Source organism: Pseudomonas sp. LBUM1678, from assembly GCF_059695575.1.
Window position 1 is genome coordinate 4,856,180 of record NZ_CP166775.1, and the last position, 26,687, is coordinate 4,882,866.

21 protein-coding genes and 2 pseudogenes are annotated in these 26,687 nt (G+C 57.7%); 5 read left to right on the plus strand and 18 right to left on the minus strand.

The window, feature by feature from the left end; all coding sequences use genetic code 11:
- Window positions 1-39: 39 nt before the first annotated feature.
- From ACA070_RS22010 to mtnA, 16 genes and pseudogenes are all read right to left on the minus strand, one after another.
- Window positions 40-1,482, minus strand: coding sequence for a mannose-1-phosphate guanylyltransferase/mannose-6-phosphate isomerase (locus ACA070_RS22010; RefSeq protein WP_497448331.1), 1,443 nt, complete (start codon window positions 1,480-1,482; stop codon window positions 40-42).
- 443 nt (window positions 1,483-1,925) lie between these two features.
- Complete coding sequence (rfbA, locus tag ACA070_RS22015; RefSeq protein ID WP_497448332.1) at window positions 1,926-2,816, minus strand: glucose-1-phosphate thymidylyltransferase RfbA; 891 nt, start codon at window positions 2,814-2,816, stop codon at window positions 1,926-1,928.
- Window positions 2,813-3,001: pseudogene (locus ACA070_RS22020) on the minus strand (sugar nucleotide-binding protein); the annotation flags it as partial. The pseudogene ACA070_RS22020 and the gene rfbA, both read right to left, overlap by 4 nt.
- Window positions 2,985-3,143: pseudogene (locus ACA070_RS22025) on the minus strand (sugar nucleotide-binding protein); the annotation flags it as partial. The pseudogenes ACA070_RS22020 and ACA070_RS22025, both read right to left, overlap by 17 nt.
- On the minus strand, window positions 3,140-4,216 hold the full coding sequence (gene rfbB / locus ACA070_RS22030; RefSeq protein ID WP_497448333.1) for a dTDP-glucose 4,6-dehydratase: 1,077 nt from the start codon (window positions 4,214-4,216) through the stop codon (window positions 3,140-3,142). The gene rfbB and the pseudogene ACA070_RS22025, both read right to left, overlap by 4 nt.
- A 229-nt stretch (window positions 4,217-4,445) precedes the next feature.
- A complete protein-coding gene (locus tag ACA070_RS22035) occupies window positions 4,446-4,685 on the minus strand; it encodes a LapA family protein (RefSeq protein WP_497448334.1) in 240 nt (79 codons plus the stop codon).
- A gap of 27 nt (window positions 4,686-4,712) precedes the next feature.
- On the minus strand, window positions 4,713-5,009 hold the full coding sequence (gene ihfB, locus ACA070_RS22040) for an integration host factor subunit beta (protein ID WP_003369729.1): 297 nt from the start codon (window positions 5,007-5,009) through the stop codon (window positions 4,713-4,715).
- A gap of 152 nt (window positions 5,010-5,161) precedes the next feature.
- Window positions 5,162-5,440, minus strand: a complete 279-nt coding sequence (locus tag ACA070_RS22045; RefSeq protein ID WP_497448335.1) for a hypothetical protein — start codon at window positions 5,438-5,440, stop codon at window positions 5,162-5,164.
- Between the two features lie 217 nt (window positions 5,441-5,657).
- Window positions 5,658-7,352, minus strand: a complete 1,695-nt coding sequence (rpsA, locus tag ACA070_RS22050; RefSeq protein ID WP_074874771.1) for a 30S ribosomal protein S1 — start codon at window positions 7,350-7,352, stop codon at window positions 5,658-5,660.
- A gap of 119 nt (window positions 7,353-7,471) precedes the next feature.
- Window positions 7,472-8,161 (minus strand): (d)CMP kinase, encoded by a 690-nt coding sequence (gene cmk / locus ACA070_RS22055; protein WP_497448336.1) that lies wholly within the window; start codon window positions 8,159-8,161, stop codon window positions 7,472-7,474.
- The gene (locus ACA070_RS22060) at window positions 8,158-10,365 is read right to left on the minus strand and encodes a bifunctional prephenate dehydrogenase/3-phosphoshikimate 1-carboxyvinyltransferase (RefSeq protein ID WP_497452006.1); all 2,208 of its coding nucleotides are present in this window, start codon (window positions 10,363-10,365) and stop codon (window positions 8,158-8,160) included. Before ACA070_RS22060 ends, cmk begins: the two co-directional genes overlap by 4 nt.
- A gap of 28 nt (window positions 10,366-10,393) precedes the next feature.
- Window positions 10,394-11,506: a histidinol-phosphate transaminase gene (gene hisC / locus ACA070_RS22065; protein ID WP_497448337.1), complete on the minus strand. Its 1,113-nt coding sequence runs from the start codon at window positions 11,504-11,506 to the stop codon at window positions 10,394-10,396.
- Window positions 11,507-11,516: 10 nt separating this feature from the next.
- Window positions 11,517-12,611, minus strand: coding sequence for a prephenate dehydratase (gene pheA / locus ACA070_RS22070; protein WP_028620536.1), 1,095 nt, complete (start codon window positions 12,609-12,611; stop codon window positions 11,517-11,519).
- On the minus strand, window positions 12,611-13,696 hold the full coding sequence (serC, locus tag ACA070_RS22075; RefSeq protein ID WP_056744078.1) for a 3-phosphoserine/phosphohydroxythreonine transaminase: 1,086 nt from the start codon (window positions 13,694-13,696) through the stop codon (window positions 12,611-12,613). The genes pheA and serC overlap by 1 nt, the downstream gene beginning before the upstream one ends.
- Before the next feature lie 251 nt (window positions 13,697-13,947).
- Entirely contained in the window at window positions 13,948-16,611 is a 2,664-nt protein-coding gene (gyrA, locus tag ACA070_RS22080; protein ID WP_461955117.1) for a DNA gyrase subunit A, read from the minus strand.
- A gap of 425 nt (window positions 16,612-17,036) precedes the next feature.
- Window positions 17,037-18,113: an S-methyl-5-thioribose-1-phosphate isomerase gene (gene mtnA, locus ACA070_RS22085; RefSeq protein WP_497448338.1), complete on the minus strand. Its 1,077-nt coding sequence runs from the start codon at window positions 18,111-18,113 to the stop codon at window positions 17,037-17,039.
- 108 nt (window positions 18,114-18,221) lie between these two features.
- Here mtnA and ACA070_RS22090 point away from each other — a divergent pair, with 108 nt between their 5' ends.
- From ACA070_RS22090 to ACA070_RS22110, 5 genes are all read left to right on the plus strand, one after another.
- The gene (locus tag ACA070_RS22090; RefSeq protein ID WP_497448339.1) at window positions 18,222-19,553 is read left to right on the plus strand and encodes a TRZ/ATZ family hydrolase; all 1,332 of its coding nucleotides are present in this window, start codon (window positions 18,222-18,224) and stop codon (window positions 19,551-19,553) included.
- Window positions 19,554-19,614: 61 nt separating this feature from the next.
- Window positions 19,615-20,313: a bifunctional 2-polyprenyl-6-hydroxyphenol methylase/3-demethylubiquinol 3-O-methyltransferase UbiG gene (gene ubiG, locus ACA070_RS22095; protein WP_109633737.1), complete on the plus strand. Its 699-nt coding sequence runs from the start codon at window positions 19,615-19,617 to the stop codon at window positions 20,311-20,313.
- A gap of 4 nt (window positions 20,314-20,317) precedes the next feature.
- Window positions 20,318-20,989, plus strand: a complete 672-nt coding sequence (gene mupP, locus ACA070_RS22100; protein ID WP_497448340.1) for an N-acetylmuramic acid 6-phosphate phosphatase MupP — start codon at window positions 20,318-20,320, stop codon at window positions 20,987-20,989.
- A gap of 189 nt (window positions 20,990-21,178) precedes the next feature.
- Entirely contained in the window at window positions 21,179-21,919 is a 741-nt protein-coding gene (locus ACA070_RS22105; protein ID WP_007899713.1) for a YciK family oxidoreductase, read from the plus strand.
- A 374-nt stretch (window positions 21,920-22,293) separates the two neighbouring features.
- On the plus strand, window positions 22,294-23,220 hold the full coding sequence (locus ACA070_RS22110; protein ID WP_497448341.1) for a GGDEF domain-containing protein: 927 nt from the start codon (window positions 22,294-22,296) through the stop codon (window positions 23,218-23,220).
- A gap of 142 nt (window positions 23,221-23,362) precedes the next feature.
- Here ACA070_RS22110 and ACA070_RS22115 read toward each other — a convergent pair whose 3' ends face one another.
- Together ACA070_RS22115 and ACA070_RS22120 are read right to left on the minus strand one after the other, a co-directional pair.
- On the minus strand, window positions 23,363-24,157 hold the full coding sequence (locus ACA070_RS22115; RefSeq protein ID WP_497448342.1) for an iron-containing redox enzyme family protein: 795 nt from the start codon (window positions 24,155-24,157) through the stop codon (window positions 23,363-23,365).
- A 45-nt stretch (window positions 24,158-24,202) separates the two neighbouring features.
- Window positions 24,203-26,662 (minus strand): EAL domain-containing protein, encoded by a 2,460-nt coding sequence (locus ACA070_RS22120; protein WP_497448343.1) that lies wholly within the window; start codon window positions 26,660-26,662, stop codon window positions 24,203-24,205.
- Between the last annotated feature and the right edge of the window lie 25 nt (window positions 26,663-26,687).

Genomic DNA, 26,687 nt, shown 5'->3' on the forward strand with positions numbered 1-26,687 from the left:
GGAAATCCCCCGATCTGGCTTGCCTATGCGCTGGCACTGTTACTTATCGGCGCGACCGTAAATATCGTCAAAACGAACGATATCGTCCTCGCCAAGATAGTCGCCACTTTGCACTTCAATCATCACCAGGTCGATAACTCCCGGGTTCATCAGGCGGTGCTGATGGCCAGCACGAATGAAGGTGGACTCATTGGTGTTCAACATCAACTCCTGTTGGTCGTTGACGACCTTAGCCATCCCGCTGACAACGATCCAGTGCTCGCTTCTGTGGTGATGCATTTGCAGGGACAGAGATGCCTTGGGTTTCACCACAATGCGCTTGATCTTGAAGCGCTCACCATTTTCCAGCGTCGTGTAAGTGCCCCAAGGGCGATGCACGGTGCGATGGAGCAGATGAACCGTGTGACTGCAGGCCTTGAGCTGGTTGACGATATGTTTCACGTCTTGGGCGTGGTCCTTGTGGGCAATCATCACCGCGTCCGGGGTGTCGATGACCAGCAAATCCTCGACACCGACCAGCGCGGTAAGCCGACTTTCACTGTTTACGTAGTTGTTACGAGAACCGTGGGACAACACCTCGCCTTCAAAGCGGTTGCCGTTCTCGTCAGGCTCGGTCAGTTCACTGACAGCGTTCCAGGAACCAATGTCACTCCAACCGATATCACAGGGAACAGTCGCGACTTTGGAGGAACGTTCCATCAACGCGTAGTCGATGGAGATATCCGGCACCTCAGCGAACGCATTAGCATCGAGCGCAAGGCAACGGTACTTGGTGGATGAAGTAACGCGCGATGCTTCGATCGTCTTGCTGACCGCTTCCACTACGTCCGGAGCATGCTGACGAAGCTCTTCGAGGACCGTACCCACTCGAAAGCAGAACATCCCGGAGTTCCAGTAGTAGTTACCTGCGCTGACATAAGCCTGAGCGGTATCAAGATTGGGTTTTTCGACGAAGCGCGCGACTTTCAGGCCGCCCTTCAGCGGGGTATCTTTTTGCGCTTCGATGTAGCCAAACCCGGTTTCAGGGTACGTAGGCTGAATACCGAAGGTTACCAGCCAGCCGTCGGCGGCAAGTGTCATAGCACTGGATACGGCCGCAGCAAAGGCTTCTTCGTCTTTTATCAGATGGTCAGCGGCCAGTACCAGCATTTGGGCGTCGGGGCCATGCGTGGATTCCAGCTGAAGCGCGGCGGCGGCGACGGCCGCAGCGGTGTTACGACCGAAAGGTTCCAGGATGAAGCCTTGAGCGTGCTTGGCTGTATTGACTGCGCCGTACTCGTCTTCGGTCTTGAACAGGAGTTCCCGGTTGGTCACCGTCAGAACTTCCACAACACCTTCCAGGCGCGAAGCACGAAGGAAGGTTTTCTGGATTAGATTCTGGCCATCTGGCAGTTCCATAAACGGCTTTGGATGGGCTTCACGAGAAACAGGCCACAACCGGCTGCCCACTCCGCCAGACAAAATTACGGGAATCAGTTCCATGCTCTAAATCCTTAATCCCCCTTCTGGCAGATACGTCCAGAAAGTGGGGCTCAGTTATGTTTCCGGTCATTCCTGCATCGTAATCGATGCAAATTCTTTGCTCGAAGCGATTGCAAGGGTGACAGCTCGACTTCGATCCAAACCCATCGGCTTTTGTGCCTGGCGCCTCCCGAATTGACGTCCTCTACCACTTATCGGACTTTCCTGCCTGGTAGCGCCTTTATAGGAGGAAATCTCGACAAATGGAGCCTTCCTTTGAAAGGAAAAGCGAGTCAATTGAGATTGAGATGCAATGCTTATCGGGATCAGATAATTCTGTCGGTCATTCTACAAGGTAGTACCGCGAATTAATAACTCATGCGCCGACCGGAGATAAAAAATCTTTTGAAAACAAACAAGTGCCCGCCATCAAAATAACATCAGCCTCCAGCATCGATCAAATCTCAGTGGCCATGGGCATCCAAAAGTTTCGCCAGGTATTGACCATAACCAGTCTTTCCTAGGCGCCGAGCCTGTGTGGACAGTTCAGCTGCGGAGATCCACCCGCTGTTGTACGCAATCTCTTCCAGGCAAGCCACCTTCAAGCCTTGGCGCTTCTCGATGGTATGCACGAAATGACTAGCCTCAAGCAGCGAGTCGTGAGTCCCTGTATCCAGCCAAGCGAATCCGCGTCGAAGCATTTCGACTTTAAGGGCGTTCTGCTCAAGGTAAACACGGTTTACGTCGGTGATTTCCAGCTCACCGCGCTCGGACGGCTTGATGCTCTTGGCGATCTCGACAACCTGGTTGTCATAGAAGTACAAACCGGTCACCGCATAATTGGACTTGGGTTTCAGCGGTTTTTCTTCGATGCTCAGCGCCCGACCGGTTTCGTCAAACTCAATAACACCAAAACGCTCCGGATCTGAAACGTGATAGCCAAATACGGTCGCACCTTGCGTTTGATTATTGGCGGAACGCAAGTGGTCCGTGAAGTACTGACCATAGAAGATGTTGTCGCCCAGGATCAGGCAGCACGGATCGTCACCAATGAACTCTTCACCGATAATGAACGCCTGTGCCAGGCCATCCGGGCTTGGCTGTTCAGCGTAGGACAGCTTGATGCCATACAGGCTGCCATCCCCCAGCAGTTTACGAAAGTTCGGCAAGTCGTCAGGCGTGGAGATGATCAGAATCTCCCGCATGCCCGCAAGCATCAGCACTGACAACGGATAAAAGATCATCGGTTTGTCGTAAATCGGCAGCATCTGTTTGGACACGCCAAGAGTCAACGGATGCAAACGAGTGCCCGAGCCGCCAGCGAGGATGATGCCCTTACGGTTTATCGTCGTCATTTATTCAAAACTTCCCTAAGCATTCGGGTTACACCACCTTGCCAATCCGGCAAGTGTAGACAAAAATTCTCACGCAGTTTCTGAGTACACAGTCGCGAATTCAGAGGACGACGTGCCGGTGATGGATAAGCGCTCGTTTCTATAGGATTAATCGCCGTAACCGCGAGCTGTACGCCATTGGCTTGGCAATGCACCTAGATCAGACAGGTCGCCGCACAAACCATCAACCGGATGACGATCCAGGGCGATCAACTCGCCCAGTGGCGCGAGGGAACGTTGCAGCTCCCAGCCCACTTGGCTGTTTTTTCCCAGCAGGAGGATTTTCATGCCTTGCTCGAGCGAGCTGCGTAGTTCTGGTCGATCCACTGCTGATAGCTACCGCTCTTCACATGGGCCACCCATTCAGTGTTATTGAGGTACCACTTGACCGTTTTGCGGATACCGGTTTCAAAGGTTTCTTCCGGCGTCCAACCCAGTTCGCGCTGAATTTTGCTGGCGTCGATCGCGTAGCGCTGGTCATGCCCCGGGCGATCCTGAACGTAGGTGATCAGGCTGGCATGGGGACGGTGAGCAGAATCGGGACGCAGTTCGTCGAGCAGTGCGCACAGGGTATGCACCACTTCGATGTTTTGCTTTTCGTTATGACCACCGATGTTGTACGTCTCGCCAATCACGCCTTCGGTCACGACTTTGTACAGCGCGCGGGCGTGGTCTTCGACGTAGAGCCAGTCGCGGACCTGATTGCCTTTGCCATAGACCGGCAGTGGCTTGCCTTCCAATGCATTGAGGATGATCAGCGGGATCAACTTCTCAGGAAAATGGCATGGCCCGTAATTGTTCGAGCAGTTGGTGACCAGGATCGGCAAGCCGTAAGTACGGCTCCAGGCGCGAACCAGGTGATCGGAACTGGCCTTGCTGGCGGAGTAAGGCGAACTTGGCTGATACGGCGTGGTTTCGGTGAAGAGGTCTTCCGGACCTTCAAGGTCTCCGTAAACTTCGTCAGTCGAAATATGGTGAAAGCGGAAGTTGGCTTTACGCGCATCATCCAGCGCCGCCCAATAGTGGCGTGCAGCTTCCAGCAGGGTGTAAGTGCCGATAATGTTGGTCTGGATAAATTCAGACGGGCCGGAGATTGAGCGGTCGACGTGAGACTCTGCGGCCAAGTGCATGATCGCATCCGGTTGGTGTTCACGCAGGACGCGGTCGACCTGATCGCGGTCGCAGATGTCGACGCGCTCGAACACGTAACGCGAGTTCTGGCTAACGTCAGCCAATGACTCAAGATTACCCGCGTAAGTAAGCTTATCGACGTTAACGACAGCATCGGCAGTGTTGGAGATTATATGACGGATAACTGCCGAGCCGATAAACCCGGCGCCGCCGGTTACTAGAATTTTCACGCTAAACCATGCCCTTCAGTTACTGACAGGGCCGCCAACCGAGCACTGTCTAATCCATGAATGCAGAAGCCATCAAATCAGCTTAGGCTTCTGACAGAGTCATTCTGAACCGATATGGGAATATGCCACTCTCGGATAAGCGCAGCATTTTACAGCTTAATGACGGTTTTACTAATGGATACGGACGAGCATAGGTGCAAATTCGACGTACACCACGCCTTTGTCGCAATCAGACAAGGCGCTTGCGTGAAGCTCTGGATGTACGTCCCAGAAACCAGCCAAGAATCGGCCCAATCACCATCCCGATTAGCAGCGCAACAACCATAACCAGCGATACTGGCAGTTGCGGCCCCGCCCACCCCAGGAACAGCAGGGAAACCGATTGTTGATTCTCGAGAACGAACGCGAGGATCGCCAAAACCAGCAACAGGACGAATACAGCGAGCAGTACACGCTTGAGATTACGCACGAGCGGCTCCTTGAATTGCGGTGGCCGTCAAAGCCCTTCCTCCTCGTCCTCGTTCACACGATCGCGCAATTCTTTGCCTGGCTTGAAATGCGGTACGAACTTGCCGTCGAGGCTGACGGACTGACCGGTTTTTGGATTGCGACCTACGCGCGGCGCGCGGTAGTGCAAGGAGAAGCTGCCAAACCCGCGGATCTCGATGCGATCACCGGTGGCCAGACACTGGGACATTTGTTCGAGCATGGTCTTGATGGCCAGCTCCACATCCTTGGATGAGAGCAGCCCTTGATGGGTGACAATTCGTTCGATCAACTCCGACTTCGTCATATTTTTCCCTTCTTTTTCAAGCAGCTAGGAAAAGCGCTTCAAAGGTTTTAGCATGCCCGGAAGAATTTGAACAGCCTGAGTTTTCACATATATTTACCGGCAGTGAGACGCTTGGCGGGCTGGCTTGGAAACACTGATCGGCCGCTACCCCCTCACCTACAGATAACCAGCATGGTGCGCGTCAAGTACCCGGCCGGGTTGAACCCAAAAGGAAACTCATCTTCGTTCCTGGCATCGTCGGACCTTGCCACGACCTTGTATCCCGCTGCCTTGCATTCCCTGTCAGCGCGCTTGCGACATTTCTCCCACCCCGACCCCAACCCCGAACAATCAATCTCGATACCGCTGACGCCACGTACGACGTGAGTCTTGGCATTAGTGGTGCACCCCGCCAATGACAGTAACGCTATTGCGACAATGAGCTTGTTCATTCATTTCCTTATGCCAGGCACCCTGCCTGACGGTCGTTTGCTTCAGGCTAAAGACTAGCTGCAAATAAACGATTGATCCGATTACAGAAAGAGACAGCTTGCGGGGGCGATTGGTTTCACGGCCAGCATCGTGATGAAACCGAATCAATAGATTCACCAAATCCCAGGCACAAAAAAGGGCGACCGAAGTCGCCCTTTTTCTATGGTCTGACAGAACTTAGTTCTGTTTTTCCATTTGTGCACGCAACAGGTCGCCCAGAGTGGTAGGACCAGGAGCAGCGGTATCCGAAGCTGGCTTGTCGCGCAGGCTCTGGATTGCTTCTTTCTCTTCAGCATCGTCTTTCGACTTGATGGAGAGCTGGATTACACGGCTCTTGCGGTCAACGCTGATGATCTTGGCTTCTACTTCCTGGCCTTCTTTCAGAACGTTGCGCGCGTCTTCAACGCGGTCACGGCTGATTTCGGAGGCTTTCAGAGTCGCTTCGATATCGTCGGCCAGAGTGATGATGGCGCCTTTAGCGTCAACTTCTTTCACGATGCCTTTAACGATTGCGCCTTTGTCGTTCTCTTGAACGTACTCGGAGAACGGATCGCTTTCCAGTTGCTTGATACCCAGGGAGATACGCTCGCGCTCTGGGTCAACCGACAGGATAACGGTGTCCAGCTCGTCGCCCTTCTTGAAGCGGCGAACGGCTTCTTCGCCCACTTCGTTCCAGGAGATGTCGGACAGGTGAACCAGACCGTCGATGCCGCCGTCCAGACCAATGAAGATACCGAAATCGGTGATCGACTTGATGGTGCCGGAGATTTTATCGCCCTTGTTGAACTGGCCAGAGAAATCTTCCCATGGGTTAGATTTGCACTGCTTGATGCCGAGGGAAATACGACGACGCTCTTCGTCGATGTCCAGAACCATAACTTCCACTTCGTCGCCGACTTGTACGACTTTCGAAGGGTGGATGTTCTTGTTGGTCCAGTCCATTTCGGAAACGTGTACCAGGCCTTCAACGCCTTCTTCCAGCTCAGCGAAGCAGCCGTAGTCGGTCAGGTTGGTTACACGAGCGGTAACGCGAGTGCTTTCTGGGTAACGGGCTTTGATAGCAACCCATGGATCTTCGCCCAGTTGCTTCAGGCCCAGGGAAACACGATTGCGTTCGCGATCGTACTTCAGAACCTTGACATCGATCTCGTCGCCAACGTTGACGATTTCGGAAGGATGCTTGATACGCTTCCAAGCCATGTCGGTAATGTGCAGCAGGCCATCGACGCCACCCAGATCGACGAATGCGCCGTAATCGGTGAGGTTCTTGACGATACCTTTGACTTGTTGGCCTTCCTGCAGGGATTCCAGCAGAGCTTCACGCTCGGCGGAGTTCTCGGCTTCGAGGACGCTACGACGGGAAACGACAACGTTGTTGCGTTTCTGGTCAAGCTTGATGACCTTGAATTCCAGCTCTTTGCCTTCCAGGTGCGTGGTGTCGCGCACTGGACGAACGTCAACCAGAGAACCTGGCAGGAACGCACGGATGCCGTTAACGTCGACAGTGAAGCCGCCTTTAACCTTACCGTTGATAACGCCCTTGACCACTTCTTCGGCTGCGAAGGCTGCTTCCAGAACAATCCAGCATTCAGCGCGCTTGGCTTTTTCACGGGACAGCTTGGTTTCACCAAAGCCGTCTTCAACCGAGTCCAGAGCAACGTGAACTTCGTCACCGACGTTGATAGTCAGTTCGCCAGCATCGTTGTAGAACTGCTCAAGCGGGATGAGTGCTTCAGACTTCAGGCCAGCGTGAACGGTTACCCAGCGAGCTTGGTAATCGATATCAACGATAACACCGGTGATGATGGAGCCTGCCTGAAGGTTCAGGGTTTTTAGGCTTTCTTCAAAGAGTTCCGCAAAGCTTTCGCTCATTTTAATTCCTGAGTATAAGGGCGAAGAATACGCCCATCTCCACATCCCAGACGACGTGGGTTACGTTCATTTAAAGAAACAACGCAGGACTATGACTGGTCCCCTGGGTCGCTTCTTGGTCACCCGGCGATATCGCGGAGTGCGATCTCGCTCATGATGCGTTCCAGCACCTGATCGATGGATAATTCCGTGGAATCCAGCTGTATGGCGTCAGCCGCCGGCTTGAGCGGGGCTACCGCTCGCTGGGTGTCACGCTCATCGCGTGCACGTATCTCATCTAGCAGACTCGACAGACTAACACCATCGACTTTGCCCTTCAACTGCAAGTATCGACGGCGCGCACGCTCCTCGGCACTGGCAGTGAGGAATATCTTCAGTGGCGCGTCCGGGAAAACTACCGTGCCCATGTCGCGACCATCGGCGACCAGACCTGGAGACTCCTGAAATGCCCGCTGACGCTGAAGCAGAGCATCACGAACGGCCGGCAAGGCAGCCACCTGGGAAGCCCATGCGCCGACCTGTTCATTGCGCAAATCGTCGGTGACATCGTCACCTTCGAGGATGATTCGCTGCGGATGACCTTCGGTCGCTCCGACGAACTGCACGTCCAGATGAGCGGCCAGCAGTTTGAGCGACTCCTCATTGGTCAGGTCGACGCCATGATTACGCGCAGCGAATGCCAGCAGGCGGTACAACGCACCGGAATCCAGCAGGCACCAGCCCAGGCGCTTGGCCAGAATTCCGGCAATAGTGCCCTTGCCCGAACCGCTAGGCCCGTCGATGGTGATGACCGGTGGCTTGATATTCACGACTGAGCCTCTTGTGCAACACGGATGCCGACCTGCGCGCACAGCGCCAGGAAGTTCGGGAACGACGTCGCGACGTTGGCACAGTCATGGATGCGGATCGGTGCGGTGGCGCGCAGCGAAGCCACGCTGAAGGCCATGGCAATCCGGTGATCGCCGTGACCATGCACTTCGCCGCCGCCGATCAGGCCGCCGTCGATGATGATGCCGTCCGGGGTCGGTTCGCACTTGACGCCCAGCGCCAACAAGCCATCGGCCATGACCTGGATACGATCCGACTCCTTGACTCGCAGCTCTTCGGCGCCGCGCAATACGGTTCGCCCTTCGGCACAGGCCGCGGCCACGAACAGCACCGGGAATTCGTCGATGGCCAGAGGAACCAGCGCTTCGGGAATCTCGATACCTTTGAGTTTAGCTGCACGTACGCGTAGGTCAGCTACAGGCTCGCCGCCGACTTCACGCTGGTTTTCCAGGGTGATGTCAGCGCCCATCAGACGCAGAATGTCGATCACGCCGGTACGGGTCGGGTTGATGCCGACGTGCTCAAGCACCAGTTCCGAACCTTCAGCGATCGAAGCGGCCACCAGGAAGAACGCGGAAGAAGAAATATCGCCCGGTACTTCAATGTGGGTCGCCGTCAGCTTGTGGCCGGATTCGACCGAAGCGGTAGCACCGTTGACACTGACCGGGTAGCCGAAGCCACGCAGCATGCGCTCGGTGTGATCACGAGTCGGAGCCGGCTCGGTGACGGTGGTCTTGCCTTCGGCGTACAGGCCGGCCAGCAACAGGCAGGATTTAACCTGAGCACTGGCCATCGGCATGGTGTAAGTCAGGCCTTTGAGCTTGTTGCCGCCACGGATGGTCATCGGCGGACGACCTTCGGCGGCGGTCTCGATCACGGCGCCCATTTCACGCAGCGGATTGGCCACGCGATTCATCGGGCGCTTGGACAGCGAAGCATCGCCAGTCAGCGTGCTGTCGAAGTCCTGCGCAGCCAGCAGACCCGACAGCAGACGCATCGAGGTGCCGGAGTTGCCCAGATAGATCGGGCCCGGCGCAGGCTTCAGGCCATGCAGGCCGACGCCGTGAATGGTCACGCGGCCGTGGTGCGGACCTTCGATCACCACGCCCATGTCACGGAAGGCTTGCAAGGTTGCCAGAGCGTCTTCGCCCTCAAGGAAACCTTCCACTTCGGTGACGCCTTCGGCCAGGGAGCCGAGCATGATCGAACGGTGGGAAATCGATTTATCGCCCGGTACGCGAATCCGCCCAGTCAGGCGGCCACCAGGTTGTGCCAGGAAAATCAGGTCGTTGGAGTTCATAGCGTCCACATAAGCCCGGCGTGCCAGGATTTTACTGAAATGTTCGCGGGCAACCCGAGCGCGAGTAAAAACGCCCAACAATTGGTGCCCATCCCCTGCATCGACCGCGTCGCGCAAGGCGTCGAGGTCGCTGCGAAATGTATCAAGTGTGCGCAGGACAGCTTCGCGGTTGGCGAGGAAGATGTCGTGCCACATGACCGGGTCGCTACCCGCGATTCTTGTGAAATCGCGGAAACCGCCGGCAGCGTAACGGAAGATCTCAAGGTTTTCATTGCGCTTGGCCAACGAATCGACCAGACCGAACGCCAACAGGTGCGGCAAATGGCTGGTCGCCGCCAACACTTCGTCGTGACGCTCGACCTGCATGTGTTCGACATCGGCGCCCAATTCGCGCCACAAACGGTCGACCACGGCCAGCGCAGCCGGATCGGTTTGATCCAGCGGCGTCAAAATCACTTTATGGCGACGGAACAGTTCGGCATTGGAGGCTTCCACCCCGCTCTGCTCGGAACCGGCAATCGGGTGACCCGGCACGAATCGCGCAGGCATGCCGCCAAATGCTTCAGTCGCAGCACGCACCACGTTGCCTTTGGCACTGCCGACGTCTGTCAGGATCGCTTGCCCCAGGTCCATGCCGGCCAATCGGCCAAGCATTTTTTCCATGGCGAGAATCGGCACGGCGAGCTGAATCACGTCTGCGCCCTGGCAAGCAACTGCCAGGTCTTCTTCACAGCGATCCACCACGCCCAGCTCAACCGCCAGCTTGCGCGATTGCGGGTCGAGATCGACCCCGACCACTTCGCGACACAGGCCACTTTCTCGCAGCCCCTTGGCAAACGAACCGCCGATCAACCCTAGACCGACCACCACCAGGCGACCGATCATAGGTTCAGCAGATTGCAGTGCAGTGACATCAACCACGAGCCAGAACCTTGGTCAGCGCCTCAAGGAAGCGGCTGTTTTCAGCCGGCAAACCGATGGTGATGCGCAGATGGTTCGGCATGCCGTAGTTGGCCACCGGACGCACGATCATGCCTTCGCGCAACAACCCCTGGAAAATTGGCGCAGCGACCTGCCCCATATCGACGCAGATGAAGTTGCCTTTGGACGGAATCCAGCTCAGCCCCAGCTCACGGAAACCCGCTTCCAGTTGCTGCATGCCGGATTCGTTCATGCGGCGGCTTTCAGCCAGGTAATCGGTGTCTTGCAGCGCAGCGCACGCAGCGGCCAGGGCCAGGCTGTTCACGTTGAACGGCTGACGTACGCGGTTCAGCACATCGGCGACCACGGCGGTGGACAAGCCATAACCGACCCGCAGCGCCGCCAGGCCATAAGCCTTGGAGAACGTGCGCGAGACCAGCAGGTTCGGGTACGCCGCCAGGAAGTCCAGGCCATCCGGCAAGTCGCCACCTTCGGCGTATTCGATGTAGGCCTCGTCCAGCACCACCAGCACGTGTTCCGGTACGTCCTGCAGGAATTCGTCCAGCGCTTCGGCACCGAACCAGGTCCCGGTCGGGTTGTTCGGATTGGCGATGAACACCACACGGGTATCGGCATCGATCGCGGCCAGCATGGCCGACAGATCATGACCCCAGTCTTTGGCCGGGATCACTTTGGCCGTAGCGCCGACGGCTTGCGTGACGATCGGATAGACCGCAAAGGCATGCTCGCTGAACACTGCGTTCAGGCCGGGCGCCAGATAAGCGCGCGCCACCAGCTCCAGAATGTCGTTGGAACCGTTGCCCAGCGTCACCTGACTCAGCTCGACGCGGCACTGCTCGGCCAGCAGGGTCTTGAGCGCAAAACCGTTGCCGTCCGGATAGCGGGTCAGATCGGCCAGTTCTTCGCGAATGGCCGCCAGCGCCTTTGGACTGGCGCCCAACGGGTTTTCATTGCTGGCCAGCTTGATGATTCTGGCTGGATCGATGTTCAGCTCGCGCGCCAGTTCGTCCACGGGTTTGCCCGGAACATAAGGCGAAAGTTGTTGCACGCCCGGCTGTGCCAGAGCGAGGAAGTCACCACTCATTTGCTACCCCTTAGAGAACTGCTTTCGGGTAGGAACCCAGCACTTTGAGTGCTACTGCTTCCTGACTGATCTTTTCCAATACACCTTTGATCAACGGATCACGGTGGTGGCCGACGAAGTCGATGAAGAACACGTAGGTCCATTTACCGCTGCGCGAAGGACGCGTCTCGATTCGCGTCAGGTCGATGCCATTGTCGTGGAACGGCACCAGCAACTCGTGGAGCGCACCGGGCTTGTTGCTCATGGAGACGATGATCGAGGTCTTGTCATCGCCGGTCGGCGGCACTTCCTGGCTGCCGATCATCAGGAAGCGCGTGGAGTTGTCCGGGCGATCCTCGATTTTCTCGGCCAGACGGGTCAGCCCGTACAGGCCTGCCGCCATGTCGCCGGCAATCGCCGCCGAGTTCCACTCACCCTTGACCCGCTTGGCCGCTTCGGCGTTACTCGAAACCGCCACGCGCTCGACATTCGGGTAGTGCGCGTCCAGCCACTTGCGGCACTGGGCCAGGGACTGGGCGTGGGAGTAGATGCGGCTGATGCTGTCGGTCTTGGTGTTTTCACCGACCAGCAAGTGATGGTGGATCCGCAACTCGACTTCGCCACAGATGACCATGTCGTGTTCGAGGAAGCTGTCTAGCGTGTGGTTGACCGCGCCTTCGGTGGAGTTTTCCACCGGGACCACGCCAAAATTCACCGCACCGGCCGCCACTTCGCGGAACACTTCGTCGATCGCCGCCATCGGTTTGCTGATCACGGCGTGACCGAAGTGCTTCATGGCTGCGGCTTGGGTGAAGGTGCCTTCAGGGCCGAGGTAAGCCACTTTCAGCGGCTGTTCGAGGGCCAGGCACGAGGACATGATTTCGCGGAACAAACGCGCCATCTCTTCGTTGCCCAGCGGTCCCTGGTTACGCTCCATCACGCGCTTGAGCACCTGAGCTTCACGCTCAGGACGATAGAACACCGGCACTTCGCCTTCGGCCAGCGAGGCCATCTTTACTCGCGCAACTTCCTGGGCGCAGCGTGCGCGCTCGCTGATCAGCTCCAGGACTTTGGTGTCCAGAGCATCAATGCGAACGCGCAGTGCCTTGAGTTCTTGCTCAGACATTAGCCGTGTTCCTTCTCGAACTCTGCCATGTACGAAATCAGTGCGTTGACCGCAACGATGTCGACGGCGTTATAGATGGAGGCACGCATGCCGCCCACGGAACGGTGACCCTTGAGGTTCAGCAGGCCACGCTCTTCGGCACCGACCAGGAATGGCTTGTCGAGACGATCGTCAGCCAGGCGGAACGGCACGTTCATCCACGAGCGATCCGACTTGTTGATCGGGTTGCTGTACAAGCCGCTGGCGTCAATGAAGTCGTACAGCGTGCGCTGCTTCACTTCGTTGAGCTTGCCGATGGCTTCAACACCACCCTGCTCTTTCAGCCATTCGAATACCAGACCCGACAGATACCAGGCCAGGGTTGGCGGCGTGTTGTACATCGAGCCGTTATCGGCCGCGACCTTGTAGTTGAGCATGGTCGGGCACAGGGAACGGGCGTGACCCAACAGGTCTTCGCGAACGATGTTGACGACGATGCCGCTCGGGCCGATGTTTTTCTGTGCGCCGGCGTAGATCATGCCGAAGCGCGAAACATCGATCGGACGCGAGAGGATGTCCGAGGACATGTCGGCGACCAGCGGGACGTCACCGGTTTCCGGGACCCAGTTGAATTCCAGACCGCCAATGGTTTCGTTCGGCGCGTAGTGAACGTAGGCCGCGTCTTTCGACAGGTTCCATTCGTTCTGACCGGGAATCGCGAAATAGTCGTAAGGCTTGGCGGTGGCGGCAACGTTGACGTTACCGTAGCGCGACGCTTCTTCGATGGCTTTCTGCGACCAGATACCGGTGTCGATATAGTCGGCGGTGCCGCTTTCCGGCAACAGGTTCAGAGGGATCTGAGCAAATTGCTGGCTGGCGCCACCTTGCAGAAACAGCACTTTATAGTTCGAGGGGATATTCAGCAGATCACGCAGATCCTGCTCGGCCTTGGTGGCGATGGACACGAACTCATCACTGCGATGACTCATTTCCATGACCGACAGTCCTTTGCCGTGCCAATCAAGGAGTTCACCCTGGGCGCGCTGCAGGACAGCTTCGGGAAGTGCCGCAGGACCGGCACAGAAGTTATAGGCTCTCTTGCTCACATCCAATCTCGCTCTGATTTGGTGGTAATCACGCAATAAATCACAACATCAATCGACACAGATCCCTGCTAAAGCAAAACATCTGTGGGAGCGAGCCTGCTCGCGAATGCATCACCGCGGTGTTTCTGAGGTACCGCAGCGCCTGCATCGCGAGCAGGCTCGCTCCCACAAGGGGATCTCCACCGATTTCGAATTTTTCGTCCGGACAAACAACAAGGGGGCGAATTTTCATCCGCCCCCTGTTTGTCCACTTACTCTTGTGGCTCTTCGTCAGCAGCGGCGTCGAGTTGCTGATCTTCAACAACGTCGTCGATCACGACTTCGCCGTCGAACACCGCACCCTCTTCACCCTCTTCACCCTCAAGCTCTTCGCCCTCGACTTCCGACGGCTCCTGAACTCGCTCCAGACCGACCAGCGTTTCATCACTGGCCAGTTTGATCAGGGTTACGCCCTGGGTGTTACGGCCCAGACTGGAGACTTCGTCGACACGGGTACGCACCAGGGTGCCCTGGTCGGAGATCAACATGATTTCCTCGCCATCGAGCACCTGGACTGCGCCGACCAGACGGCCGTTACGGTCGTTGCTGACCATGGCGATAACGCCCTGACCGCCACGTTTGTACTCAGGGAACTCGGAGATCGCCGTGCGCTTGCCGAAACCACGGGCCGAAGCCGTAAGGATCTCGCTGCCTTCTTCCGGGATCAGCATGGAAATCAGCTTCTGGCCTTCCGGCAGGCGCATGCCGCGGACACCGCGAGCGGTACGGCCCATGGCGCGAACGTCGGTTTCCTTGAAGCGAGTGACCTTGCCGCCGTCGGAGAACAGCATGACTTCGCGCTCGCCATCGGTAATGGCCGCAGAAATCAGTACGTCACCTTCGTCCAGTTCCAGCGCGATCAAGCCGACGCTGCGTTGACGGCTGAAGGATTCCAGCGGGGTCTTCTTCACGGTGCCTTTGGCAGTGGCCATGAAGATGAAGTGACCTTCGGTGTATTCCTCGACCGGCAGCATGGTGGTGATGTATTCATCACTGTCCAGCGGCAGCAGGTTGACCAACGGACGACCACGGGCAGCGCGGGACGCTTCGGGAATTTCGTAGGTTTTCAGCCAGTACACTTTGCCTTTGCTGGAGAACAGCAGCAGCGTGGTGTGGCTGTTGGCGACCAGCAGGTGAGCAATGTAGTCCTCATCCTTCACGCCGGTCGCCGATTTGCCTTTACCGCCACGACGCTGAGCCTGGTACGCAGCCAACGGCTGGGTCTTGGCGTAGCCACCGTGGGAGATGGTCACGACGCGCTCTTCTTCCGGGATCATGTCACCCAGGGTCAGGTCGAGACGGGCATCGAGAATCTCGGTGCGGCGCACGTCGCCGTATTCGGCACGGATCACTTCCAGCTCTTCGCGGATCACTTCCATCAGGCGCGTGGCGCTGCTGAGGATGCGGATCAGCTCGCCGATCTGGTTGAGGATCTCTTGATACTCGGCCAGCAGCTTTTCATGTTCCAGACCGGTCAGGCGGTGCAGACGCAGTTCCAGAATGGCTTGTGCCTGTTCCGGCGACAGGAAGTATTTGCCTTCGCGCAGACCGTATTGCGGGTCCAGGGTCTCCGGACGGCAAGAGTCGGCACCGGCGCGCTCAACCATCGCGACCACAGCGGAAGATTCCCACGCGGTCTTGATCAGCGCTTCCTTGGCTTCCGACGGCGTCGGCGAAGCCTTGATCAGGGCGATGACCGGGTCGATGTTCGACAGGGCAACCGCTTGACCTTCCAGGATGTGGCCACGTTCGCGCGCTTTGCGCAGTTCGAACACGGTACGACGGGTAACGACTTCGCGACGGTGACGAACGAAGGCTTCCAGAAGATCCTTGAGGTTCAGGATCCGCGGACGGCCGTCGATCAGCGCAACGATGTTGATACCGAATACGGCTTGCAGCTGGGTCTGGGCGTAGAGGTTGTTGAGGATCACCTCAGGCACTTCGCCGCGACGCAGCTCGATCACAACGCGCATACCGTCCTTGTCGGACTCGTCGCGCAGTTCGGTGATGCCTTCGAGCTTCTTCTCTTTTACCAGCTCGGCGATCTTCTCGATCAGACGGGCCTTGTTCAGCTGGTAAGGGAGTTCGGTGATGACGATCTGCTGACGGCCACCGACCTTGTCGATGTCTTCGATCATCGAGCGGGCGCGCATGTAAATGCGCCCGCGACCGGTGCGGTAGGCTTCGATGATGCCGGCGCGACCGTTGATGATCGCGGCGGTCGGGAAGTCCGGGCCGGGGATGTATTGCATCAGCTCATCGATGGTCAACTCAGGGTTGTCGATGAGGGCCAGGCAACCGTCGATGACTTCACCGAGGTTGTGCGGCGGGATGTTGGTCGCCATGCCCACGGCGATACCGCTGGAGCCGTTGACCAAAAGGTTGGGGATACGGGTCGGCATGACCGCCGGGATCATTTCGGTGCCGTCGTAGTTCGGCACCCAGTCCACGGTTTCTTTGTGCAGGTCAGCCAGCAGCTCGTGCGCCAGCTTGGTCATGCGCACTTCGGTGTATCGCATGGCGGCGGCGTTGTCGCCGTCCACTGAACCGAAGTTGCCCTGGCCGTCTACCAGCAGGTAGCGCAGCGAGAATGGCTGCGCCATCCGGACGATGGTGTCGTAGACCGCGGTATCACCGTGCGGGTGATACTTACCGATTACGTCACCGACAACACGGGCAGATTTCTTGTACGGCTTGTTGAAGTCGTTGCCCAGCTCGCTCATCGCGAACAGCACACGCCGGTGCACGGGCTTCAAGCCATCGCGCGCATCCGGCAGGGCCCGCCCGACGATTACGCTCATTGCGTAGTCGAGGTAGGACTGCTTCAGCTCGTCTTCGATATTGACCGGGAGGATTTCTTTGGCCAGTTCGCCCATGAGAAGCTCGATTCCTTTTTCTGGTGAAACTTCGTCACATCCATATGGGACGAACGAAGCTCGCCGCTGCAGGCTGAGTGCCATGCACCGACTTACGACAAATCAACAAGATGAACCATGGATTTGCGCAGTAAAGACAACCCCGTGGGACTGCCTCGGAAAACGCCGGATGTTATCACAAGAGCCGCCACGCACCTATCCCCCAGATGCGCATGGAGTGTAGTTAGTTGACTGGTGACAGGCTGAAAGGGGACCAGAGAGGCTTAGAGCCGCTCCGAATGTAGAATTGGCAGCTGAATTACGGATGTTTATTGACTTTGAGGGCCTCATCGCCAGCAGGCTGGCTCCCACAGGATCGGTGTCGATCACAAAACCTGTGGGAGCCAGCCTGCTGGCGATGGCGATTCACAAGGCGCCGGACGCTCTCAATGCAGGCGCTTACGGCACATCAACTGCGCCATTTTCGCGGTATCCGGGCGTTCGACGATGCCTTTCTCGGTGACGATCGCATCGATCAGGTCCGCCGGGGTCACGTCGAACACCGGGTTGAACGCATCGACATCCGCTCCTACCCGATTGCCGCCGACTTCCAGCAACTCGCGACCATCGCGTTCTTCAATAGGAATCTCGTCGCCGCTGGCCAGGTTCATGTCGATGGTCGAACTCGGCGCCACCACCATGAAACGCACGCCGTGGTGCATGGCGTTGACCGCCAGCTGATAAGTACCGATCTTGTTGGCCACGTCGCCATTGGCGGTGATCCGGTCCGCGCCGACGATCACCCAGGTCACGCCTTTGGTTTTCATGATGTGCGCAGCGGCGGAGTCGGCGTTGACGGTCACGGGGATGCCTTCATTGGCCAATTCCCACGCGGTCAATCGCGAACCTTGCAGCCATGGGCGGGTTTCATCGGCGTAAACGCGCTCGACCATGCCTTCGATAAAGGCCCCGCGAATCACCCCCAGCGCCGTGCCAAAGCCGCCGGTGGCCAGTGCGCCGGTGTTGCAATGGGTCAGGATTGCCTGGGCGTTACCCTGGTGCTTGCGGATCAGGTCCACACCCAGTTGCGCCATGGTCAGGTTGGCTTCGCGATCGCTTTCATGAATGGCGATGGCCTCCGCCTCCAGCGCCGCCAAAGGGTCGGCATTGCCCTTGAGACGATCAAGGCGATCACGCATGCGGGCCAAGGCCCAGAACAGATTCACCGCCGTTGGACGAGAATCGGCCAGCAACGCGTAATCCTCTTCCCACGCTGCCTGCCAGTCACCGCCCTCGGCAATTCGGGCGCGGGCTGCAAGCACCATGGCATACGCGGCACTGATGCCAATCGCCGGCGCGCCGCGCACTACCATCGAGCGAATGGCCTCGGCCACGCCAGCGGCGCTGGTGTAGGCGATCCACGTTTCCTCGAACGGCAAAATACGCTGGTCCAGCAGGTACAGGGCGCCATCACGCCAATCGATGGCCTTCACCTTCTCCGCAGCCAACAGTCGATCGCGCATCCCACACCCCGCACTCATGAACAAAAGCCGCCGATTATAGCGATCCCCCCGCGAAGACGCTCGGGTATACTTCGCCATCCTTTACAAAAGCACTGGAACCGACCCTCGATGCCGAACACTGCCGCTGCGCTCGACCTGTTATTGCTGCCGACCTGGCTGGTACCCGTCGAACCCGCTGGTGTTGTCCTCAAAGAGCACGGCCTGGGCATTCGCGACGGGCGCATCGTGTTTATCGGCCCGCGGGCGGCTGCGCTGAAGCTTAACGCAACTGAAGTGCGTGAGTTGCCGGACATGTTGCTCAGCCCCGGCCTGATCAATGCCCACGGGCATGCGGCGATGACACTGTTCCGGGGCCTGGCCGACGATCTGCCGCTGATGACCTGGCTGGAAAACCACATTTGGCCGGCCGAGGCCAAGTGGGTCGATGAAGCGTTCGTCCGCGATGGTACTGACCTGGCCATCGCCGAGCAGATAAAAGGTGGCATCACCTGCTTCTCTGACATGTATTTCTTCCCGAAGGTTGCCAGCGAGCGCGTGCATAACAGCGGTATTCGCGCACAGATCGCGATTCCGATCCTCGACTTCCCGATTCCAGGTGCCAGCACGGCGGATGAGGCCATTCGTCAGGGCGTCGAACTGTTCGGCGATCTCAAGCACCACGAACGCATCAAAGTCACGTTCGGCCCCCATGCGCCCTATACCGTGGGCGACGAAAACCTGGAAAAAATCCGGGTGATCGCCGAAGAACTGGACGCCTCGATTCACATGCATGTCCACGAAACCGCTTTCGAAGTGCAGCAATCGGTCGAGCAGCGCGGTGAACGCCCACTGGCTCGACTCGGGCGCCTTGGCCTGCTCGGGCCGCGCTTCCAGGCGGTTCACATGACCCAAATCAGCGATGAAGACCTGGTGTTGCTGGTAGAAAGCAACACCAGTGTGATTCATTGCCCGGAATCCAACCTCAAGCTGGCCAGCGGCTTCTGCCCGGTCGAGCGCCTGTGGCAGGCCGGCGTCAACGTCGCCGTCGGCACCGATGGCGCGGCCAGTAATAATGACCTCGATTTGCTCGGCGAAACCCGCACCGCCGCGTTGCTGGCCAAGGCTGTCGCCGGCTCGGCCACCGCGCTGGACGCCCATCGCGCGCTGCGTATGGCCACGCTCAACGGCGCCCGCGCGCTGGGGATCGAGGCTGAAGTCGGCTCGCTGGAAGTCGGCAAAGCGGCGGACATCGTGGCGTTCGACCTGTCGGGCCTGGCACAGCAGCCGGTCTACGATCCGGTTTCGCAACTTATATACGCCACCGGCCGGGACTGCGTGAAACACCTGTGGGTCGCCGGCAAGCAACTGCTCGACGACCGTCGCCTGACCCGCCTGGACGAAGAACAGCTCTGCGCCACCGCCAAGGCCTGGGGTCAACGCATCAGCGGCCACACCGAATAGTAAGCCCCCCGGACTGAACACCGGGGCAACAGGATTTTTCAAGTTTCAGAGGACTTAAACCATGAGCAACGTCGACTACGCCGAAATCGCCAAATTCGAAGCCCTGGCCCATCGCTGGTGGGACCGCGAAAGCGAGTTCAAACCGCTGCACGACATCAACCCGCTGCGGGTCAACTGGATTGACGAGCGGGTCAACCTGGCCGGCAAGAAAGTCCTCGATGTGGGCTGCGGTGGCGGCATTCTCAGTGAAGCCATGGCCCAGCGCGGTGCTACTGTCATGGGCATCGACATGGGCGAAGCACCCTTGGCGGTCGCGCAATTGCATCAGCTGGAATCCGGGGTGAGCGTCGAATACCGGCAGATCACCGCCGAAGCACTGGCAGAAGAAATGCCCGAGCAGTTCGACGTGGTTACCTGCCTGGAAATGCTCGAGCACGTACCGGATCCGTCTTCGGTTATCCGCGCCTGCTTCAAAATGGTCAAACCGGGCGGCCAGGTGTTTTTCTCCACCATCAACCGCAATCCGAAGGCGTATCTGTTCGCCATCGTCGGCGCTGAATACATCATGAAGCTGCTGCCACGCGGCACTCACGACTTCAAGAAATTCATCCGCCCTTCCGAGTTGGGTGCCTGGAGCCGCATGGCCGGCCTGACCGTCAAGGACATCATCGGGCTGACTTACAACCCGCTGACCAAGCACTACAAACTGGCGGCCGATGTGGACGTCAACTACATGATCCAGACCCTGCGGGAGGAATAAGCCGATGCGTATCAGAGCAGTCCTTTTCGACATGGACGGCACGCTGCTCGACACCGCGCCGGACTTCATTGCCATCTGCCAGGCGATGCGCGCCGATCGCGGCTTGCCGCCGGTGAACGACAAACACATCCGCGACGAGATTTCCGGCGGCGCCAAGGCGATGGTCGCCGTGACCTTCTCCATGGACCCGGAATCCCCAGGATTTGAAGCACTGCGCCTGGAGTTCCTCGAGCGCTACCTCAAGGATTGCGCGGTTCACAGCAAGCTGTTCGACGGCATGGGCGAGCTACTGGCCGACATTGAAAAGGCCAACCTGATCTGGGGCGTGGTGACCAACAAGCCTGTGCGCTTCGCCGAACCGATCATGCAACGACTGGGGCTGGCTGACCGCTCGGCGCTGCTGATTTGCCCGGACCATGTGAAGAACAGCAAGCCGGACCCTGAGCCGCTGATCCTGGCGTGCAAGATGCTCAACCTGGACCCGGCCAGCGTGCTGTTTGTGGGCGATGATCTGCGCGATATCGAGTCCGGTCGCGATGCCGGCACCAAAACGGCTGCCGTGACCTATGGGTACATTCACCCGGACGACAACCCGCGGCATTGGGGGGCGGATGTGGTGGTTGATCATCCGCTGGAGTTGCGCAAGGTTTTGGATAGCGCCCTCTGTAGCTGCTAGGCACCGCAGATTTTGTGGCGAGGGAGCTTGCTCCCGCTGGGGCGCGAAGCGTCCCCTCTATCTACAACCGCATTCTGTCAGGCACACCATATCTGCTGATTTGACGACTGCTTCGCAGCCGAGCGGGAGCAAGCTCCCTCGCCACAGGTTCGGTGTCCGCCTTTGTGTTGAATTGTTGTGAGGTTTCTTATGTTTGATTATTCCGCCCGCCCTGAATTGCTCAAGGACCGGGTCATCCTGGTCACCGGCGCAGGTCGCGGCATTGGCGCTGCGGCTGCGAAAACCTACGCCGCCCATGGCGCAACCGTATTGCTGCTGGGCAAGACCGAAGCCAACCTGACTCAGGTCTATGACGAGATCGAAGCGGCCGGGCATCCGCAACCTGCGGTAATCCCGTTCAACCTCGAAACCGCTCTGCCTCATCAGTACGACGAGCTGGCCGCGATGATCGAAACAGAGTTCGGCCACCTCGACGGTTTGCTGCATAACGCGTCGATCATTGGTCCGCGCACGCCGATCGAGCAGCTGTCAGGCGAGAACTTCATGCGCGTCATGCACGTTAACGTCAACGCCATGTTCATGCTCACCAGCACCTTGCTGCCTTTGCTCAAGCTGTCACAGGACGCTTCGGTGGTGTTCACCTCCAGCAGCGTTGGTCGCAAGGGTCGTGCGTATTGGGGCGCTTATGGCGTGTCCAAGTTCGCCACCGAAGGCCTGATGCAAACCCTGGCCGACGAAGTCGACACCGTGGCACCGGTGCGCTCCAACAGCATCAACCCGGGCGCCACCCGCACCAGCATGCGCGCCCAGGCCTACCCGGGTGAAAATCCGCTGAACAATCCGACGCCCGAGGAGATCATGCCGGTCTACCTCTACCTGATGGGCCCGGACAGCACGGGCATCAACGGCCAGGCTTTTAACGCTCAGTAGCAACCGCACGTCGCTTTTTGTGTCGCGTCGATTTCCCGGCGCGACACTCAAAGTGCCTTGTAACAATGCCCGCTTCAGTCAAATCGCCGTCGCCCTTCCGGGCAAAAAATCATCAAAACCCTCTCAAAACATTGATTTTGAACGCTTTTTATTAGAAGGAACTCATTGGCATGACTTTCGCTCTAAATTTGCTCAGACACGCCGTGTGAAAGCAATCGGGCAGACGCCGCAGTCGATAGGTTACTAATCTTCGATAAAGCGGACTAAACTTGCGCCAAATGTCCTACGGGACTGATGGACCAGTATGACGCGCAGCCCAAAGCCGCTCTCACCCAGCCTGTAAGACAGCCTTACTGCTTAGGGGCTCACGCCATATGAAATCACCATCCCAGACCAACGCAATTGACTTCGACAGCGCCAAATTGCAACGCCTGGGCTTTGGTCAGCAACCTCCCGTTCTGGAGCGGCCATTCAGCCTTGCACAATTGCGCCAGCAACTCGGCCAGCAGCTGCAAACCAGTCTTGAGCCACAACGTATTCTCGGACTTTTCTTCCGCGAGATTCAGCGCCTCGTACCGCTGGACGCGCTGAATTATCAGCACCCGGCCAGCGACTTGCGCCTGGAGTTCGGTCAGCGCGGCCATCATTCAGTCACCTACAGCCTCAGCCATGACGGCGAGAACCTGGGTGAACTGGTGTTCCGCCGCAATCAGCGATTCAGCGAATACGAACAGGGCAATCTGGAGTCGTTGCTGTCCACTCTCCTGTTCCCGATGCGTAACGCCCTGCTCTACCGTGCCGCGACTCAAAGTGCACTGCGCGATCCATTGACCGACACCGGCAACCGCGTCGCCATGGATCAGACCTTGCAACGTGAAATAGAGATGTCGCGACGCCATTTGATGCCGTTGTCGCTACTGATGCTGGACATTGATCACTTCAAAAACGTGAACGACAATTACGGCCACAGTGCGGGCGATGACGTACTGAAGGCTGTCGCAGCCTCGATCAAAAACCAGCTGCGCAATGTGGACATGGTGTTCCGGTTTGGGGGCGAAGAGTTCCTGATCCTGCTGTCCAACACCAGCCGTGAAGCCGCCGCCATGGTCGGCGAACGACTGCGGTTTGCCGCGCAGGCGCAAAACTATAAAGCCGATGGCAATATGGTCGAGCTGACGGTTAGCCTCGGTTGCTCGACCTTGCTGCCGGGCGAGTCTGCCGAGAGTTTGTTGCGACGGGCCGACAGCGCGCTGTATGTCGCCAAGCGCGAAGGGCGTAACCGGTTGGCCATGGCGGGTTAAAACTTTTAGCTGCGTCACATAACCAATGTGGGAGCGGGCTTGCTCGCGAATGCTGACTGACATTCAACGATGATGTTGACTGACAATCCGCTATCGCGAGCAGGCTCGCTCCCACATTTTTTTGGTGTGTGTTGCCTATGGATCAGCTTTCCGCCAATACCATGCGCTCACGCGCGACCGGAGCCTTTTCCGAGTGTTCCAGTTGCAGGCAGCGCTCCAGAAACAGGTGCATATAGTCGTAGCTCTTGCAGACAGCCTCGCGCAACTCCACTTGCAGGGACTTGCTCGGGTTCATGCCCGCCAGCGTGCAGATGATTTCCAGCGCTTCCCATGGGTGGGCATCGTCGTACTGGGCGTGCATCTTCAACCACTTCATGGCCCGCTTGCGATCTTCCTCAGGGAACGCTGCCGCGTAGACCCCATTGGAGCAGACCAGTGCCGACCACTCCCCAGTCGCGCCTTCGATGGCGTAGTTGGTCGCGGCAATGGCGACAATCAGCGAATCCGCCGAACTGGTATGCCAGCACCAATGGCTTAACGCGTGCAACTCAGGAGCAACATCTTGCGCTTGAAGATCTTCCAGGTTCACACCATGAGCGCGACTCCAGTTCACCCAGTAATCGGCATGGTTAAGTTCGACACGGATGTTACGCATCAACCAGCGACGCGCCATGTCTTCACCTGGATGGCGGGCAAAACGAGTCTTGGTCAGGTTTTGTGCCATGTATAACGCGAACTGTTCAACTACGGGCCAGCCACCAATAAGGTACTGTCGCATGGTCTTTGCGCTGAGCTTATTGTCTCGCATGCGCTGATACAGTTCGTGCTCGACAACCCGGCGCTTACTCTCGCTGCAATCCTTGATGAGCTGTTGCGCCCATACGGGATAACTTGCAGCTTCCATGAGTGGTCCGGTTCGGTTGAATGTGTCGATCACTGTCGGGCTCCTTTTGATTGTGATTGTTAGGATCAGCAAGAGATTTCAACGGAACGTGCCAGGCGCCTTGAATAACAAAGGTTGAGGCCTGGCAGGACGACTTTGCAAACTATCGCAGGTAAACAGATGCGGGCGTTCAATGACATACCCTTGAGCGAAATCCACCCCGATCTCCAGCAATGCCTGCTCGATCTGGGGTGTTTCTACAAACTCGGCAATCGTACGCTTACCCATGACATGGCCGATGTGGTTAATCACTTCTACCATGGCGCGGTTAATCGGGTCGTCCAGCATGTCCTTTACGAAACTTCCATCGATCTTCAAGAAGTCTACAGGTAAATGTTTCAAGTAGGCGAATGAGGACATCCCGGCGCAAAAGTCATCCAATGAAAAATGGCAGCCTAAACCTTTGAGTTCATTGATAAATCTAATTGCACTTCCCAGATTTGAAATTGCACTGGTTTCTGTAATTTCAAAACAAATCATTTCAGGTGGAATTGCCCATACAACAAACTGTTCCTTCAGGAAGTCCAGAAACGCGTCATCTCCGATAGTAGTGCCTGACAGATTAATCGCACACATGGCCAAAGGACCTTTGCGCTCTTCGGCTATACATTGGGCAATAATCTTGAAGACGTTCTGCACTACCCAACGATCAAGTGCAGTCATCAGGCCATAACGTTCGGCGGCCGGAATAAAACTGTCAGGCAATATCATGCGCCCGGCTTCATCATGTAGACGCAACAGGATTTCTATATGCCCGCCGCCGTGTTCGGTATGTCCAAGGGGTGCGATTTCCTGTGAGTACAGGCAAAAGCGATCCTCTTCCAGTGCCATGTGCAGGCGCTGTACCCATGCCATCTCACCGAAACGCAGGGACAGCTCCGAATCATCGGCGTTATACACCTGAACACGGTTACGCCCCTTTTCCTTGGCCATGTAACAGGCCATATCAGCGGCACGCAGCGAAGCTTCGAGGGTGGTCGGGTTCTGTGCAACATGAACCATCCCGATGCTCACCGTCGTGACGAATGGCCGGCCCTTCCAGACAAAATGCAGGTTCTGCACGGTATGGCGAAGGCTCTCGGCGATTTTCTCGGCCGCTTCAGGCGGACAGTTTTCCAGCAAAATGCCGAACTCGTCGCCGCCCAGCCGGGCCAGGGTGTCACCTTCGCGCAGGCCCGATTGCAACAGCGCGCAGATATGCCGTAGCAGCTCGTCTCCCGCAGCATGGCCGCAGGTATCGTTGACCAGTTTGAACTGGTCCAGGTCAAGGAACATCAAGGCGTGGCGCCCGGCGTACCGCGTCAGGTTGTGCAGCGCCTGCTCCAGGCGATACTCGAACTCGCGGCGATTGGCCAGCCCGGTCAAGGCGTCATGGGTCGCCTGCCAGGACAGATTGGCGATGTACTGCCGCTCCTGAGTCATGTCATGCAACACCAGCACGGCGCCACTGACCTTGTCGGCATTGCGGATCGGCGCCCCCACCAGGGTGACCGAAACGGTGCTGCCATCCAGGCGCTGGATCAGTTTGGAATGTTCGCTGCCGCCGCTGAGCTGTCCGCTCAAAATGTGCTCGATCAAGGTAAAGCCATCGGCTTGAGCATTGTCATCCAGCAGATTGAACAAGGCCGCCAGCGGCAAGCCGACGGCCTGCTCGCCTTTCCAGTGAGTCAACGCCTCGGCAGCGGGATTCATGTAGGCGATTGCACCGTCGACATCCGTGGTGATCACCCCGTCGCCAATGGATTGCAGGGTGATCTGCGCGCGGTCTTTCTCCAATTGCAGGGCTTCGGCAAAGGCATGGCGCTGCTTGAGCAGTTTGTGGGTGCGCATCAGGGCCAACGCAATCAAGCCCAGGGCCGTGGCCAGGTTGGTCACCAGCAACAGGCGCAGAATCAAGCGCGAGCCCTCGCCCAAGGCATCGCTGAAGGCTTTGGCGGCAGGCGTCACACCATCGTTGATCGCAAATATCTGATCCTTCCAGCGCTTGATGTCGGCGTCCGACGCCTGACTTTCGGTAATGCGCTGATGCATCTCCCGGGCGACGTTATCGAGTTGCACCAGGTACGCGTCACCCACCGTCCAGCGGTCGATGGCTTTTTCCAGGTAGCTGAAATGCCGGAAATTGAGGTACAGCCAGATCAGGCTGGAGACGTCATCGGGGTGATTGCCACCCTTGAGAATCGCCACCCGTGCGGCTTCGATATTCGGTGGCTGGTGATCCAACGCCACGCGCAATTCGTGGCCACCTTGCGGTACGGCAATGGCATTCTGGTACTTGAGGAAAATGGCCTCATCGCGACTGTCCGCGTAGAGATTGAGGTAATAGATGGCGTCTTTCTGGCCCTTGGACCACAGGCTTTCCCCGGCAACATAGCCGCGAACCGCCGAAAGCACATAAAGACTGACCCCGCCCAACAGCGCTTGAAATAGCACTACGGCAATAAATGGCCAGACGATGCCCAACAACCTTGGGGTTCCGAGAGTCCGCTTTTGCTTCATGAGGTCCCTTGCATTAGCACTGCCA